Origin of the sequence: Streptomyces sp. NPDC059247, from assembly GCF_042754005.1 — a bacterium.
Classification (GTDB): Bacteria; Actinomycetota; Actinomycetes; order Streptomycetales; family Streptomycetaceae; genus Streptomyces.
Genome location: NZ_JBHYZW010000005.1, coordinates 299008 through 312427 on the forward strand (window position 1 = coordinate 299008; position 13420 = coordinate 312427).

At 72.2% G+C, this 13420-nt stretch carries 14 protein-coding genes; 6 read left to right on the top strand and 8 right to left on the bottom strand.

Translation table 11 applies throughout. The annotated features are described in order from the left end of the window. Positions 1-34 precede the first annotated feature (34 nt). The 4 genes from ACFXGN_RS13165 to ACFXGN_RS13180 form a co-directional block, all read right to left on the bottom strand. Positions 35-466, bottom strand: a complete 432-nt coding sequence (locus ACFXGN_RS13165) for a cell division protein SepF (RefSeq protein ID WP_384857469.1) — start codon at positions 464-466, stop codon at positions 35-37. Between the two features lie 177 nt (positions 467-643). Beyond that, the gene (locus tag ACFXGN_RS13170; protein ID WP_384857472.1) at positions 644-1207 is read right to left on the bottom strand and encodes a DUF1707 domain-containing protein; all 564 of its coding nucleotides are present in this window, start codon (positions 1205-1207) and stop codon (positions 644-646) included. A 47-nt stretch (positions 1208-1254) separates the two neighbouring features. After that, positions 1255-2481: a PLP-dependent aminotransferase family protein gene (locus tag ACFXGN_RS13175; protein WP_384857476.1), complete on the bottom strand. Its 1227-nt coding sequence runs from the start codon at positions 2479-2481 to the stop codon at positions 1255-1257. A gap of 380 nt (positions 2482-2861) precedes the next feature. Beyond that, positions 2862-3671 (bottom strand): GntR family transcriptional regulator, encoded by an 810-nt coding sequence (locus ACFXGN_RS13180; protein WP_384857479.1) that lies wholly within the window; start codon positions 3669-3671, stop codon positions 2862-2864. Positions 3672-3969: 298 nt separating this feature from the next. Between ACFXGN_RS13180 and ACFXGN_RS13185 the strand changes: the two genes are divergently transcribed. Together ACFXGN_RS13185 and ACFXGN_RS13190 are read left to right on the top strand one after the other, a co-directional pair. Beyond that, the gene (locus ACFXGN_RS13185; protein WP_384857481.1) at positions 3970-5217 is read left to right on the top strand and encodes an SLC13 family permease; all 1248 of its coding nucleotides are present in this window, start codon (positions 3970-3972) and stop codon (positions 5215-5217) included. Positions 5218-5356: 139 nt separating this feature from the next. After that, positions 5357-5812, top strand: coding sequence for a tellurite resistance TerB family protein (locus tag ACFXGN_RS13190; protein WP_384857484.1), 456 nt, complete (start codon positions 5357-5359; stop codon positions 5810-5812). A gap of 64 nt (positions 5813-5876) precedes the next feature. Here ACFXGN_RS13190 and ACFXGN_RS13195 read toward each other — a convergent pair whose 3' ends face one another. Then, complete coding sequence (locus ACFXGN_RS13195) at positions 5877-6809, bottom strand: M56 family metallopeptidase (protein ID WP_384857487.1); 933 nt, start codon at positions 6807-6809, stop codon at positions 5877-5879. Positions 6810-6814: 5 nt separating this feature from the next. Then, on the bottom strand, positions 6815-7219 hold the full coding sequence (locus ACFXGN_RS13200; protein ID WP_384857490.1) for a BlaI/MecI/CopY family transcriptional regulator: 405 nt from the start codon (positions 7217-7219) through the stop codon (positions 6815-6817). Between the two features lie 180 nt (positions 7220-7399). Between ACFXGN_RS13200 and ACFXGN_RS13205 the strand changes: the two genes are divergently transcribed. Next, entirely contained in the window at positions 7400-7891 is a 492-nt protein-coding gene (locus ACFXGN_RS13205; RefSeq protein WP_384857493.1) for a hypothetical protein, read from the top strand. Between the two features lie 142 nt (positions 7892-8033). Then, positions 8034-9464, top strand: a complete 1431-nt coding sequence (locus tag ACFXGN_RS13210) for a flotillin family protein (RefSeq protein ID WP_384857496.1) — start codon at positions 8034-8036, stop codon at positions 9462-9464. A 129-nt stretch (positions 9465-9593) separates the two neighbouring features. On the opposite strand, the gene ACFXGN_RS13215 is transcribed toward ACFXGN_RS13210, so the two are convergent. Further along, complete coding sequence (locus tag ACFXGN_RS13215; RefSeq protein ID WP_384857499.1) at positions 9594-11054, bottom strand: cation:proton antiporter; 1461 nt, start codon at positions 11052-11054, stop codon at positions 9594-9596. A 7-nt stretch (positions 11055-11061) separates the two neighbouring features. Further along, positions 11062-11532 (bottom strand): cation:proton antiporter regulatory subunit, encoded by a 471-nt coding sequence (locus tag ACFXGN_RS13220; RefSeq protein WP_384857502.1) that lies wholly within the window; start codon positions 11530-11532, stop codon positions 11062-11064. A gap of 222 nt (positions 11533-11754) precedes the next feature. On the opposite strand from ACFXGN_RS13220, the gene ACFXGN_RS13225 reads away from it, so the two are divergent. Then, positions 11755-12705 carry a histidine kinase gene (locus ACFXGN_RS13225; RefSeq protein WP_384857505.1) on the top strand — a complete coding sequence of 317 codons (951 nt, stop codon included), beginning with the start codon at positions 11755-11757 and terminating at the stop codon, positions 12703-12705. Beyond that, positions 12702-13364, top strand: coding sequence for a response regulator (locus ACFXGN_RS13230; RefSeq protein ID WP_384857507.1), 663 nt, complete (start codon positions 12702-12704; stop codon positions 13362-13364). The genes ACFXGN_RS13225 and ACFXGN_RS13230 overlap by 4 nt, the downstream gene beginning before the upstream one ends. Positions 13365-13420: the final 56 nt, after the last annotated feature.

Genomic DNA, 13420 nt, shown 5'->3' on the forward strand with positions numbered 1-13420 from the left:
TTCCCTGACGAACCGTTACGTCTAGATGACCTTCCTACGTTCGGGGGACTCCGGCGGTCCTGCCACTCATGACGTCCTCCTCGTCCTCGCCCTCGGCGCCCTCGACCTCGGTGCCGGCGGGGGCGAGGAGGAAGACGTTCCGGTCGACGCGGTGCATTCCGCTGCCGAGCCCGAAGACGACGCCGCTGCTGAAGTCGAGGATGCGCTTGGCGACCTCGGTGTCGGCGCTGGTCAGATCGAGGAGCACCGGGATCTGCGCGGTGAGGTACTCGGCGACCTCGCGGGCGTCGGCGAACACCTGCACCCGGAGCACGACCATGCGGCGCTGTTCGGCGGATTCGTACTGCTCGGGCATCGTGCGGTGGTCGACCCTGGACGGCCATTCGTCACGACCGCGCAGGGGCACGACCTGGGCGAGGCCCTCCCACTGCTCGTCGGTGACGTCGTACCTCTCGTACCTACTCATGGGCCCATCCTCCCGCTCCTCACCCGTTCGGCCCAACAACGACACGAGGTGATGGTGAGGGAGGACAGCACGGCGGGCGCGGAGGGCCGGTCGGCCCGGGTGCGGGCATCTGCCCGCCCGTACGCGCGGTGGGCGGGTGGAGCGGCGTCCGGAGGACGGCGTTCCACGGTCGGACCGTCACTTCTTGGTGCGGGTCACCACCGCGCCGAAGAGTGCAAGTCCCTTGATGACGAGGCGTGGAGCTCCCGGGGTGCCGGTCTTCCTGGCGGCGCGTCTGTCGAAGACGCCGAACAGCCCGAGTCCGCGCACCTCGACGTCGATGTCCTCGGGGACCACGATCCTGGTGCCGCCCCAGAGGGCGACGGCGCGGATCTCGGTGTCCTGATGGCTGAAGCGTGCTTCCGTCAGGTCCAGTCTGCCGCCGCCCCACATGGACCAGAGGGTCATCCTGGGCGGTACGACCCAGGCTCCCTTGCGCTGGAACCCGCCGAAGATCCCGGCGAGGAAGCCCCGCGAGGTCGGGGCGCGGTCGACCACGAGGGAGTCGCGGGGTCCTGGTGCGGGCAGGCCGCGGCAGGCGGTCTCCAGATCTGCCCGGGTGCGGGAGGCGTGCACCTCGTCGAGCCGGGGGGAGAGTTCGGCCAGGGTGAGACGGCCGCTCTCCACGGCGGCCCGCAGTCGTTCCTCCGCCCGGAACCGTTCCTGGTCGGAGGCGAGGATGTCCAGGTCGTACCGGGTCATGATGTTCTGTCCTCCACGGGCCTCGCGTCGACGGGTGGGTGGACGCCCTAGGTGAAGCTCTTCGCCAGCCTCCGGAGCCCTTCCCTGATCTCGTCCGCCGAGTGTGTGGTGAACGAGAGGCGCATCGCGCCCGGGTCCGGCTCTCCGCAGAAGAACGGCGCCCCCGGCACGTACGCCACCTCGTGGCCGATCGCGGTGGTGAGCAGCGCCGTCGCGTCGTGCCCCTCGGGCAGGGTCGCCCAGATGAACATGCCGCCCTCAGGTCTGTTCCACCGGCTGCCCTCGGGCAGGGCTCCGGGCAGTCCGTCGAGCATCGCGTCCCGGCGCTCCCGGTAGGCGGCCCGGATGACTTCGACGTGTGCGTCGAGGTCGCTGTCCCGCAGGTAGCGCGCGGCAGCCGCCTGGTCGACGGTGGAGGTGTGCAGGTCGGCGGCCTGCTTGGTGATCACGCAGGAGCGCCGCAGTCCGGCGGGGGCGCGCAGGTAGCCGAGCCGCAGGCCGGGGGCCATCACTTTGGAGAAGGAACCGAGCAGGACGGTGCGGTCGGCGGCGAGGGGGTCGGCGGCGACGAAGGGGACGCGCTCGCCCTCGTAGCGCAGTTCGCCGTACGGATCGTCCTCGACGATCCAGAAGCCGTGCCGTGCGGCGGCCTCGGCGACCGCGTGGCGGCGCTCGGCGGGCAGGGTGCGGCCCGTCGGGTTCTGGAAGGTGGGGACGAGGTAGAGGAGCGTGGGCTTCTCGCGGGCGGCGATCTCTTCCAGGGCGGCCGGGACGATGCCCTGGTCGTCGGTGGGGACGGGGACGATCCGGGCACCGGCGAAGCCGAAGGTCTGCAGGGCGGCGAGGTAGCAGGGGTCTTCGACGAGGACGACCGAGCCGGGCTCGACGAGCGCGGTGGTGAGGAGGGTGAGGGCCTGCTGCGAGCCGGTGGTGACGAGCAGGTCGTCGGGCCCGGTGGGCAGTTCGCGGGCGGTGAGCCGGTCGGCGACGGTCGCGCGCAGTTCCGGGTCGCCCTCGGTCGTGGAGTACTGGAGGGCGTATTCCGGGTTGTCCGTCAGGACCCGGTCGTACGCCGCCCGGATGCCCTCGACGTCGAACAGTTCCGGCGCCGGGAGACCGCCCGCGAAGGAGATCACCTCGGGCCGCGCGGTGAGCGCCAGGATCTCCCGTACCGGTGACGAGCCGACGTCGGCCAGCCGGGCGGCGGTGGCCGGGACGGGCGCGACGGGGAAGGGAGGAGTGGCGTTCGCGGGCGCGGAGGCGGCAGAAAGCATGGTGTCAGCATATAGAGCTTCAAGATGCTGTCCAGATGGTGGGATTCCCGCCCGACCCGGGCGAGTTGGGAATTCCGGAGAGGCCGGGAGGACCGGGTTCCCCCGGCGTTCCAAGGCCCTCCGGGGGTGTCGCCGGGGTGTTCTCCGGGTGCTTCCGGGGCGTCTTCGGACTCCTGGAATCCGGGTCGCGTCCGGGTCCGTGTCCGGGGTGCGTCCGGGTCGCTTCCGGGTCGGTCTCCGGGGCGCGTCCGGGTCGCTTCCGGGTCGGCCTCCGGGGCGCGTCCGGGTCGCTTCCAGGTCCCCGAGATGTTTCCGGGGCCCGGTGTCGTCGTGGGGTCCGGGACATCTCAGGGTTCCCGGGGGGGGTCCCGGTAGCTCCGTCAGCCGTGGTGCCCGGCCGGTTCGAGGCCCCGGGTGGCGGTCCGACCGGGTTCGCTCGCGGCGGGACGACCCGGTCCGTCCGTGCGGGCGCGATCCGGTTCGCGGACGGCGGCCCGACCCGGTTCGCGTGCGGCGGCCGGTTCGTCGTGGGCGACGGCCCACAGGGAACGGACGTGGCCGAGGTGGCGCATCATGCACGCCTGGGCGCCCGCCGCGTCCCCGGCGATCATCAGGTCGAGGAGTTCGAGGTGTTCCTCGGCGGAGGAGACGAGCCTGCCCGCCTCGTCGAGCCCGTTCAGACCGTAGAGGCGGGAGCGTTTGCGCAGTTCGCTCACGGTCTCGACCAGGCGGCCGTTGCCGGAGAGGGCGAGGACCGCCAGATGGAAGCGGCGGTCCGCCTCCAGGTAGCCGATGAGGTCGTGCTGCCGGGCGCGGGCGACGATCTCCTCGGCGACCGGCCGCAGCGCCTCCAGCCGCTCCCGGTCCGCCGTCCGCGTGACGCGTCCGATGGTGGGGACCTCGATGAGGGTGCGCAGTTCGGTGTACTGGTCGAGGTCCCGTTCGCTGACCTCGGTGATGCGGAAGCCCTTGTTGCGGACGGGTTCGACGAGTCCTTCCCGCGCCAGGTCGAGCATGGCCTCGCGGACCGGGGTGGCGGAGACGCCGAGGTCGCCCGCGAGTCCGGGTGCGGAGTAGATCTGGCCGGGGCGCAGTTCGCCCGCGATGAGCGCGGCACGGAGGGCGTGGCCGACCTGGTCGCGGAGTCGTTCCTGCGCCCTGACCAGGCCGTACTGTCTCAGGTCACCCATCGTGCGCCCTCCGGGAAGTTACCGAGGTCGCATTGTACAATGTCACGTTGCAGAAGTCTGGGGTATGGGCGCCATCCGACCACCGGACCGGCCGCTCTCCCTCCTGTCGGACCGACCGCTTCCCCTCCTGTCGGGCCAGCCGCTCCCCTACCTGACCGCCGGATTCCCCGAGTCCACCGCCGGGCGGGCCCCCGCCGTGGATCGCCGCGCCCGCGCCGCCGGACGCTCTCCGACCGGCCCGCCCCCGTGGCCGTACCCGCCGACACGCCGACTCGGGGCGACCCGGATGATCGGGCACATGCTCGTCACGTCCGTGTCCGCACTCGCCCTCGCCGTGGTGCTGGTCTGCGCCGTCGTCCGCCCGTTCCGGCTGCCCGAGGCGGTCTTCGCCGTGCCCGCCGCGGGCGCCGTCCTCGCCGTGGGCGCGATCACTCCCGAAGCGGCGCTCCAGGAGGCGGAACGCCTCGGTCCGGTGATCGGTTTCCTGGCCGCCGTCCTCGTTCTCGCCAAGCTCTGCGACGACGAGGGGCTCTTCCGGGGGTGCGGCACATGGACGGCCCGCTGGGCAGACCGTCGCCCACGGCGGCTGCTCGGCGCCATGTTCGCCCTGGCCTCGCTGATCACCGCCGTCCTCAGCCTGGACGCGACGGTCGTCCTGCTCACTCCGGTGGTGTTCGTGACCGCCGCCAGGATGGGGGTCCGTCCCGCACCGCACGCCTACGCGAGCGCCCATCTCGCGAACACCGCCTCGCTGCTGCTGCCCGTGTCCAACCTGACGAACCTGCTCGCTTTCACGGCCAGCGGTCTCGGCTTCACCCGGTTCGCGCTGCTGATGCTGCTCCCCTGGCTGACCGCGATCGCGATCGAGTACGTGGTCTTCCGGCGTTTCTTCACGCGCGATCTGGCCGCTCCCGCGGCTCCGGTCGAGCCTCCGCCGCCCGCTCCCGTTCCTCTGTTCGCCCTGCTGACCGTCGCCGCGACCCTGGTCGGCTTCGCCGTGGCGTCGGCGACCGGGATCGATCCCGCGTGGGCGGCGGCGATGGGCGCCGCCGTCCTCGCCGTACGGGCCCTGGCGCGGCGGCATACGACCCCGCGCGCGCTGGCGCGTTCGGCCGCACTGCCGTTCCTGGCGTTCGTCCTGGCCCTCGGCGTCGTCGTACGGGCCGTCGTCGACAACGGCCTCGGGGCCCTCCTCGGCCACGTCCTGCCGGACGGCACCTCCCTCCCGGCGCTGCTCGGGATCGCCGCCGTCGCCGCCGTGCTCGCCAACCTCATCAACAACCTGCCCGCGACCCTCGCCCTGGTCCCGCTGGTGGCGGCCACGGGCCCGGGGGCGGTGCTCGCGGTCCTGCTCGGGGTGAACATCGGACCGAACCTCACGTACGCCGGGTCCCTCGCGACGCTCCTCTGGCGGCGGATCGCCCGGGAGCACGAGCACCCGGTGGCCCTCGGGGAGTTCACCAGGCTGGGCCTCCTGACGGTTCCGGCCGCCCTCACGGCCTCGACGGTGGCGCTGTGGGCCTCGCTCGGACTCGCGGGGCTCTGACAGACCCAGCCGCCCTTTCCCTCGCTCCCGCCCCTCCTGCCCCTCCCGTCCCTCATGAGGCTCTCGGCTCCCCCGGGAACCCTTCAGATCATCACCACGTTCTACAGAAGCGTAGAAGTAATCGACGTCTGGAGTGTTCATGGCCCTGTGGGACCGCGTCAGGGAGTCCGCATCGACGATGCAGACCCAGTTGACGGCGAAGAAGAACGATCTGCGGTCCGGTGCCTTCCGGGACGCCTCGATGGCCATGTGCGCGCTGGTCGCCGCCGCCGACGGCACCGTCGACCCCGCCGAGCGCCAGCGGGTCGCCCAGCTCATCGCGGCCAACGAGGTCCTGCGGAACTTCGACGCGGCCGACCTACGGCGCCGCTTCGACGCCCACCTCGACACCCTCGCCGCCGACTTCGACTTCGGCCGGGTCGGCGTCCTCCAGGAGATCGCCAAGGCGAAGAAGAAGCCCGCCGAAGCCCGCGCCGTCATCCAGATCGGCATCGTCATCGGCGGCGCCGACGGCCACTTCGACCAGACCGAACAAGCCGCCGTCCGCGAAGCCTGCCACACCCTCGGCCTCCCCCCGCACGAATTCGACCTGTAGGCGGGGAGGGACGAAACGGGTCGGAGGGAGGCCCCCCGACCCGCTTCTCGCACCGCACCGCACCTCACACCGGCGCGGCGACCTCACGCAGGACGAGGAACAGCGCGACCGCCGAGTTGGCGGACGACAGGGCCGACACGGTCGCGCCGAACGCGGCGCACCAGGCGGCGAGGCCGACGGCCGTCCAGGCGGGCGGCCAGGCGTGACCGGCCGGAGCCGGGCGCATCAGGGCCGCGACCCTGCGGGGTACGGGCCCGGCGCCCGCGAGCGCGGGCAGCGTGGCCGCGGGAGCCCGGGGCGCGAGCAGCGCCGCCTTCCCGATGGCACGGGCGACCACCCGGCGACTGCCGACCTCGGCGGCGGCCTCCTCGTCGGCCCAGCGCTCGGCGGTGTACGACACGGCGGTACGCAGCGGCCGGAGGAACGGGTTCGCCCGCGCCGCCAGATGGACCGTCAGGAGGTGACGGTGGTGGCGCCCGGCCAGATGGGCGCGCTCATGGGCGAAGAGGGCGCGGCGCTCGGCCGAGGTCAGCCCGGCGAGCATTCCGGTGCTGACGACGACCCGGCCCCGCCCGCCGGGCAGCGCGTACGCGTAGGGGGTACGGTCCGGCAGCACCGCGACGGACGTCGGCGGCAGCCCGGCGAGCGCCCCCGAGGCCCGGCGGCGCACCCTGAGCTGGCGCCAGGCGGCCACGCCGCAGGAGGCGAGGACGGCGAGGAGGGCGGGGATGGCGGCGCGCCCCGCGATCTCGTCATAGGGGACGGCGGCGCGCACATCGGGGTCGGACCAGGTGTCGGGAAGGGGATTGCCCGGCAGTTGGGCGGTGCCGACGATCATGAGCAGACCGAGGCAGAGCGTGCTGCACACGGCACAGACCCCGGCGACGGCGGAGAGCAGCCGGGTCGCGGTACGCGGATGGAGCCGCTGTGCGGCGAGGCGGGCGACCGGCCACGCGGTGAGCGGAAGGACCAGGGGAAGGAAGACGAAGACTCCCATGGCGGTCAGCCTTCCTCCTCCTCGGCGTTCTGGGCGAGGAGTTCACGAAGGAGTCGCTCCTCGTTCGGCGGGAGTGCGGTCACGAAGCTGGCCAGCACCGCCTGGCGGTCGGCCTCCGCGTCCAGGACCTTGCGCATCCGCAGGGCGGCCAGCCCCGCCTCGTCGGCGACGGCCGTCCACCGGAAGGAACGTCCGTCGCGCTCGCGTTCGACGGCACCCTTCGCCCGGAGGCGCGTGAGGATGGTGATGACGGTGGTGTACGCGAGGCCACCGCCGAGCCGTTCGCGCACCCAGGCCACCGGTACGGGCTCCGACGCCTCGCGCAGCACGGCGAGCACCTGGTTCTCCAGTTCGCCCTGTCCGCGTCTGCGCGCGGGGAACTCGGCCCCGTCCTCGCTCAGGTCCGTCATGTGGCCCCTCCTCCGCTTCGGATCAGCGACTCATCGTACTGAACGGCCGCCGATCCCCTAGGGGAGTCAATGGGTGGTACCACCCATATCCCCCAGGCCACCCACGTGGAACAATTTGGAAAAGGAAAGGGATCGAGGGCATCGAGAGGGCACGAGAAAGAACGAGGGGGGCCGGTTCGCATGGGATGGTTTCTGGGATTCGGCGTCGCGGGACTGGTCGTCCTGGCGCTCGCGCTCGTCTTCGACGGGCTTCTGGAAAGCATAGGCGGCGGTCCTGATGGATTCCTCTCGCTCCCGGTGATCGCCGGATTCGTCTCCGCGCTCGGTTTCACCGGTGCCGTCGTGATGGGCGCGGCTGGTGCCGGACCGTTCGTCGCGACCCTCTCCGGGGTCGTCGCGGGTGTCGTCGCGGGCTGGTCGACCTGGTGGTTCAGTCGCGCTCTGATACGGAGCGGGGAGCCTGCGCCCCGGGGAGAAGACCTGGCGGGCACCTCGGGGGCGGTCGTCACGGCGATTCCCGTCGGCGGGTACGGCGAGGTGCTGCTGTATCTCGCGGGCCAGCCGGTGAAGTACGCGGCGAAGTCGACCGGGCCGGTCGCGCGGGGCACCGAGGTCTGGGTGGATTCCGTTCTGTCGCCGACGTCGGTCACCGTCCGTCCGGTGGACCACTGACGGCACCGCCGTTCCGGGGCGCCTCTTCCGGGCCCGCCGATCCGGTACGGGTTCCCGCGCGGAATTCGGTTCGCCGCCCTTTCCCGCTCCCTTCCCCGTTCATGTCTTTTCTTCCGTTCATTTCCTTCAAGGGGATTTCGTCATGAGCCCTGTCCTCACCGCCGTGGTGGGAATCGTCGTCCTCGTCGTGCTGCTCGGCCTCGTCGTCGTCACGCGCTACAAGGTCGCCGGTCCCAGCGAGGCGTTCATCATCACCGGTCGGCGCGGCAAGAAGGCCACCGATCCGGCCACCGGCCGGGTGTTCACCGACAACAGCGGCCAGAAGGTCGTGGTGGGCGGCGGTGTGTTCGTCGTCCCGTTCGTCCAGCAGAAGTTCACCCTCGACCTGTCGAGCCGCCACATCCCGGTGGCGGTGCGCGGCGCGGTCACCCTGCGCGGTGTGAAGGCGAACCTGGAGGGGGTCGCGATCGTCAAGGTCGGCGGCACCGAGGACTCGATACGGGCGGCGGCGCAGCGGTTCCTGATGCAGCAGAACGGCATCGTGGGGTTCACCCAGGAGGTGCTGTCCGGTGCGCTGCGTTCCATCGTGGGCCGGATGTCGGTCGAGGACATCATCCGGGACCGTGCGGCCTTCGCCGGGCAGGTCGCCGAGGAGGCGGAGGCCAGCCTGTCCGGGCAGGGCCTGGTCCTGGACGCCTTCCAGATCCAGGACATCACCACCGAGGGCTCCTACCTGGAGGACCTGGGCCGTCCCGAGGCCGCCCGCGCCAAGCAGGAGGCGGACATCGCCGAGGCCGTCGCCCGGCGCGCCGCCGAGCAGGCGCGGCTGAAGGCGGAGGAGGAGATCGCCATCGCCCAGCGGACGCTGTACCTGAAGCAGGCCGAGATCAAGGCCCAGACCGACGAGGCTGCCGCGCAGGCGAACGCGGCGGGACCGCTCGCCGAGGCAGCCCGGCAGCAGGACATCCTGAGCGAGCGGGAGAAGGTCGCGGTGCGGCAGGCCGAGCTCACCGACCGGCAGCTCGACACCGAGGTCCGCAAGCCGGCCGACGCGGCCCGCTACCAGGCCGAGCAGGAGGCGGAGGCCCGCCGGATCGCCCTGGTGAAGGAGGCGGAGGCGGACGCGCAGCGGGCAAGGCTCACCGGTGAGGGTGAGAAGGCCCACCGCGCGGCCCTCGCCGACGCCGTACGGATCGAGGGCGAGGCCCAGGCCGCGGCGATCGCCGCGAAGGGCTCCGCCGAGGCCGAGGCGATGCGGAAGAAGGCCGACGCCTTCGACCGGTACGGTGACGCGGCCGTGCTGCAGATGCTGGTCGAGGTGCTGCCGCAGGTGGTGGCGAAGGCGTCCGAGCCGCTGTCCGCGGTGGACAAGCTGACGGTCATCTCCACCGACGGGGCGAGCAAGCTGTCCCGTACGGTCACCGACAACGTCGCCCAGGGCATGGAGCTGCTGTCCTCCACCACCGGGGTGGACCTCGCGGCGCTCCTCCAGGGCATGACCCACAAGGACGGCGGGCGTGAACCGGCGAAGGGGCGGCCCGTCGAGCAGGAGGCGATAGAGATAGCGGACTGAGCCGCACGGCCCCGCTCACCCCGGCGGCACGCTCGGACGGCTCGCTCCGGCCCGTTCGTCCAGCCCGTCCATCCGGCCCGTCCATCCGACTCGCTCATACGTGGTCGGCGGACTCCGGGTGCGGGCGGGTCAGGGAAGGGCCTCCGGCACGGGAACGCTCTCGTCGAGCGGGTCCGTGGCCGAGCCCGGCTCCTTCACCGGTTCCGGCCGCTTCACGGGACCGGGATCCTTCGACGGTCCCTGGTCCCCCAGCGGTCCCTGGTCCCTCAGCGGCTCGGGTGTCCGGACCGGCTCGGGCTCCGGGACGGCGCCCGGGATGGCGGCTGGCACCGGGAGGGCGACCGGGACGGCGGCCGACACCGGGACAACGGCTGGGACCGGGAGGGCGGCGGATTCCAGGACGGCGGCCGACTCCGGGGCGGGGGCCACCGGGGTCCGGCGCCCGATGAAGTAGGCGGCGACCGGTTCGGTGTAGCGGGCGGTGAGCGGCCCGATCACCACGAGGATGAGCACATAGGCGGTGGCGAAGGGTCCCAGTTGGGGCTGGACCCCGGCGGTGACGGCGAGTCCGGCGATGACGATGGAGAACTCGCCGCGGGCCACCAGGGTGCCGCCCGCCCGCCAGCGGCCCTTGACCCCGATCCCGGCGCGGCGGGCGGCCCAGTGACCGGTGGCGATCTTGGTGAAGGTGGTGACGACGGCCAGCGCGAGCGCCGGGAGGATCACCGGGGGGATGCTGTTCGGGTCGGTGTGCAGTCCGAAGAAGACGAAGAACACGGCGGCGAACAGGTCCCGCAGCGGGCTCAGCAGGGTGTGGGCGCCCTCGGCGACCTCACCGGAGAGGGCGATGCCCACGAGGAACGCGCCGACGGCGGCGGACACCTGGAGCTGCTGGGCGATCCCGGCGACCAGCAGGGTCAGGCCGAGGACCACGAGGAGGAGCTTCTCCGGGTCGTCGCTGGAGACGAACCGGGAGATCAAGCGCCCGTAGCGGACGGCGACGAAGAGCACCGCACCGGCCACGCCGAGGGCGATGGCGAGGGTGGCGCTGCCGGCCGCGAGGCCGACCCCGGCGAGCAGGGCCGTGATGATCGGCAGGTAGACGGCCATGGCGAGGTCTTCGAGGACCAGGATGCTGAGGATCACCGGGGTCTCGCGGTTGCCGAGCCGTCCGAGGTCGCCGAGGACCTTGGCGATGACCCCGGAGGAGGAGATCCAGGTGACACCGGCGAGGACGACGGCGGCGACCGGGCCCCAGCCGAGGAGCAGCGCGGCGGCGGCGCCGGGCAGGGCGTTCAGGGCGAAGTCGACGAGCCCGGCGGGGTACTGGGTCTTGAGGTTGGAGACGAGATCGCTCGCCGTGTATTCGAGGCCCAGCATGAGGAGCAGCAGGATGACGCCGATCTCGGCGCCGATGGCGACGAACTCGTCACTGGCGTCGAAGGGCAGCAGACCGCCCTTGCCGAAGGCGAGCCCCGCGAGGAGGTAGAGGGGTATGGGAGAGAACTGGAACCGTCCGGCGAGTCGTCCGAGGAGGCCGAGCCCGAGGATGATCGCGCCGAATTCGATCAGGAAGACCGCGGAGTGCACGGGGCCCTCACTCCCGGCCGAGGATCGCGGCGGCGGCGTCGACGCCCTCGCGGGTGCCGATGACGATGAGCGTGTCACCGCCCGCGAGCCGGAAGTCGGGCGTCGGGGACGGTATCGCCCCGGAGCGGCGCAGTACGGCGACGACGGAGGCGCCCGCCTCGGTGCGCATCCGGGTGTCGCCGAGCACGCGCCCGTTCCAGTACGAGTGCGCGGACAGCTCGACGCGTTCGGCGACGAGGCCCAGGTCGGTGGTGTGCAGGACGTTCGGGCTGTGGTGCGCGGGCAGCAGCGCGTCGATCAGGGAGGCCGTCTCGGCCTCGGTGAGGTGCAGCGACTGCGCGCAGGCGTCGGGGTCGTCGCCCCGGTACACGTTCACGGTCCGGGTCCCGTCGCGGTGTGCGATGACCGACAGCTGCCGGTGCTCCCGGGTCGTGAAGTCGTACTGGACTCCGATGCCGGGCAGGGGTGTCGTTCTCATCCGCGGAGCAGGCACGGGCCCGTCCCTTCCTTGGGGTGGTGGGGTGGATGGTCGTGGTGCGCGGGCCATCGTGCCATCCGGCGGAAGGAGGCGGACATGGGTGTCGGCACGGATGGACAAGACCCCGCGGAACTGGTCAGGATGGGTCGGGGACCCAGGTCCTTTCGCAGGTCAGGGGTCCGCCGGGACCCCGGTGCACGATTCGACGGGAGAGCCGGAGCAGTGTCGCTGTACTGGCGCATCTTCCTTCTCAACGCGTCCGTCCTGATCACGGCCGTCCTGTTGCTGTTCGGCCCGGTGACCGTCTCCTCGCCCGTGCTCTTCGGCGAGGCGATCGTGCTGATGGCGGGTCTGACGGCGATGCTCCTGGCCAACGGATTCCTCCTGCGGGTCGCGCTGGCGCCGCTCCAGCGCCTCACCCGGGCGATGCGGACGGCGGACCTGCTGCGGCCGGGACGGCGTCCGGAGGTGTCGGGGCAGGGCGAGATCGCCGAGCTGACCCGTACCTTCAACACGATGCTGGACCGGCTGGAGGCCGAGCGGGCCACGAGCACCGCACGGGCCCTGTCGGCGCAGGAGGAGGAGCGGCGGCGGATCGCGCGGGAGCTCCACGACGAGGTGGGACAGACCCTGACGGCCGTACTGCTCCAGCTGAAGCACGCGGCGGACCACGCGCCCGCCGAGCTGCGGACGGAGCTCCACCAGGCGCAGGAGACGACGCGGGCGGGGCTGGAGGAGATCCGCCGCATCGCCCGCCGTCTGCGCCCCGGGGTCCTGGAGGAGCTGGGGCTGCACAGCGCGCTCCGGTCGCTGGCCTCCGAGTTCTCCACCCGTTCCCTGACCGTGCGGGCGCACATCGAGCCCGGTCTGCCGAAGCTCGACGACGCCACCGAGCTGGTGCTGTACCGGGTGGCGCAGGAGGGCGTGACGAACACGGCGCGGCACGCGTCCGCCGGTCAGGTGGACATCCGGCTGCGCCGCCTCCCGCACGGCGGGGTCGGACTCCTGGTCGAGGACGACGGGCGGGGGCTCGGCGGGGCGCCCGACGGCGCGGGGCTCCTCGGGATGCGGGAGCGGGCCCTGCTGATCGGCGCGGAGCTGACCGTCCGCGAAGGCGACGGCGGCGGCACGCGGGTCCGCCTCGACACACGGAGCACGAGGGCAGGGGCATGACGGAACCGAAGACTCCCACCCGCATCCTGCTGGCGGACGACCACGCGCTGGTGCGCGGAGGAGTGCGCCTGATCCTCGACGCGGAACCGGACCTGACGGTGGTGGCCGAGGCGGCGGACGGGGCGGAGGCGGTGGCCCTGGCGCGTTCCGAGCGGATCGACCTGGCCGTCCTGGACATCTCGATGCCCCGCAGGACCGGCCTCCAGGCGGCCCGGGAACTGAGCAGGCTGCGGCCCGAGCTGCGCATCCTGATGCTCACGATGTACGACAACGAGCAGTACTTCTTCGAGGCGCTGAAGGCGGGCGCGAGCGGCTACGTGCCGAAGTCGGTGGCGGACCGCGATCTGGTGGAGGCGTGCCGGGCCGCCGTGCGCGACGAGCCGTTCATCTATCCGGGTGCGGAGACGGCCCTGATCCGCACCTACCTCGACCGGGCGGAGCGGGGCAGGCCCCTGCCCGCCAAGGCGGTCACGGAACGCGAGGAGGAGATCCTCAAGCTCGTGGCGGAGGGCCACAGCTCGAAGGAGATCGGCGACCTCCTGGTCATCAGCCCCAAGACGGTGGAGCGGCACCGCGCGAACCTCCTCCAGAAGCTGGGCCTGAGGGACCGTCTGGAGCTGACGCGGTACGCGATCAGGGTGGGTCTGATCGAGCCTTAGCGGCTCTTGTCCGGATGTGTGGTCCCGCTCCCGGGGAACCGTACGGTCACAGGTCC

Excerpts from the sequence above, each read along its gene's own strand:
- ACFXGN_RS13165 (WP_384857469.1), bottom strand. The coding sequence starts at position 466 with ATGAGTAGGTACGAGAGGTACGACGTCACCGACGAGCAGTGGGAGGGC.
- ACFXGN_RS13170 (WP_384857472.1), bottom strand. The coding sequence starts at position 1,207 with ATGACCCGGTACGACCTGGACATCCTCGCCTCCGACCAGGAACGGTTC.
- ACFXGN_RS13175 (WP_384857476.1), bottom strand. The coding sequence starts at position 2,481 with ATGCTTTCTGCCGCCTCCGCGCCCGCGAACGCCACTCCTCCCTTCCCC.
- ACFXGN_RS13180 (WP_384857479.1), bottom strand. The coding sequence starts at position 3,671 with ATGGGTGACCTGAGACAGTACGGCCTGGTCAGGGCGCAGGAACGACTC.
- ACFXGN_RS13185 (WP_384857481.1), top strand. The coding sequence starts at position 3,970 with ATGCTCGTCACGTCCGTGTCCGCACTCGCCCTCGCCGTGGTGCTGGTC.
- ACFXGN_RS13190 (WP_384857484.1), top strand. The coding sequence starts at position 5,357 with ATGGCCCTGTGGGACCGCGTCAGGGAGTCCGCATCGACGATGCAGACC.
- ACFXGN_RS13195 (WP_384857487.1), bottom strand. The coding sequence starts at position 6,809 with ATGGGAGTCTTCGTCTTCCTTCCCCTGGTCCTTCCGCTCACCGCGTGG.
- ACFXGN_RS13200 (WP_384857490.1), bottom strand. The coding sequence starts at position 7,219 with ATGACGGACCTGAGCGAGGACGGGGCCGAGTTCCCCGCGCGCAGACGC.
- ACFXGN_RS13205 (WP_384857493.1), top strand. The coding sequence starts at position 7,400 with ATGGGATGGTTTCTGGGATTCGGCGTCGCGGGACTGGTCGTCCTGGCG.
- ACFXGN_RS13210 (WP_384857496.1), top strand. The coding sequence starts at position 8,034 with ATGAGCCCTGTCCTCACCGCCGTGGTGGGAATCGTCGTCCTCGTCGTG.
- ACFXGN_RS13220 (WP_384857502.1), bottom strand. The coding sequence starts at position 11,532 with ATGAGAACGACACCCCTGCCCGGCATCGGAGTCCAGTACGACTTCACG.
- ACFXGN_RS13230 (WP_384857507.1), top strand. The coding sequence starts at position 12,702 with ATGACGGAACCGAAGACTCCCACCCGCATCCTGCTGGCGGACGACCAC.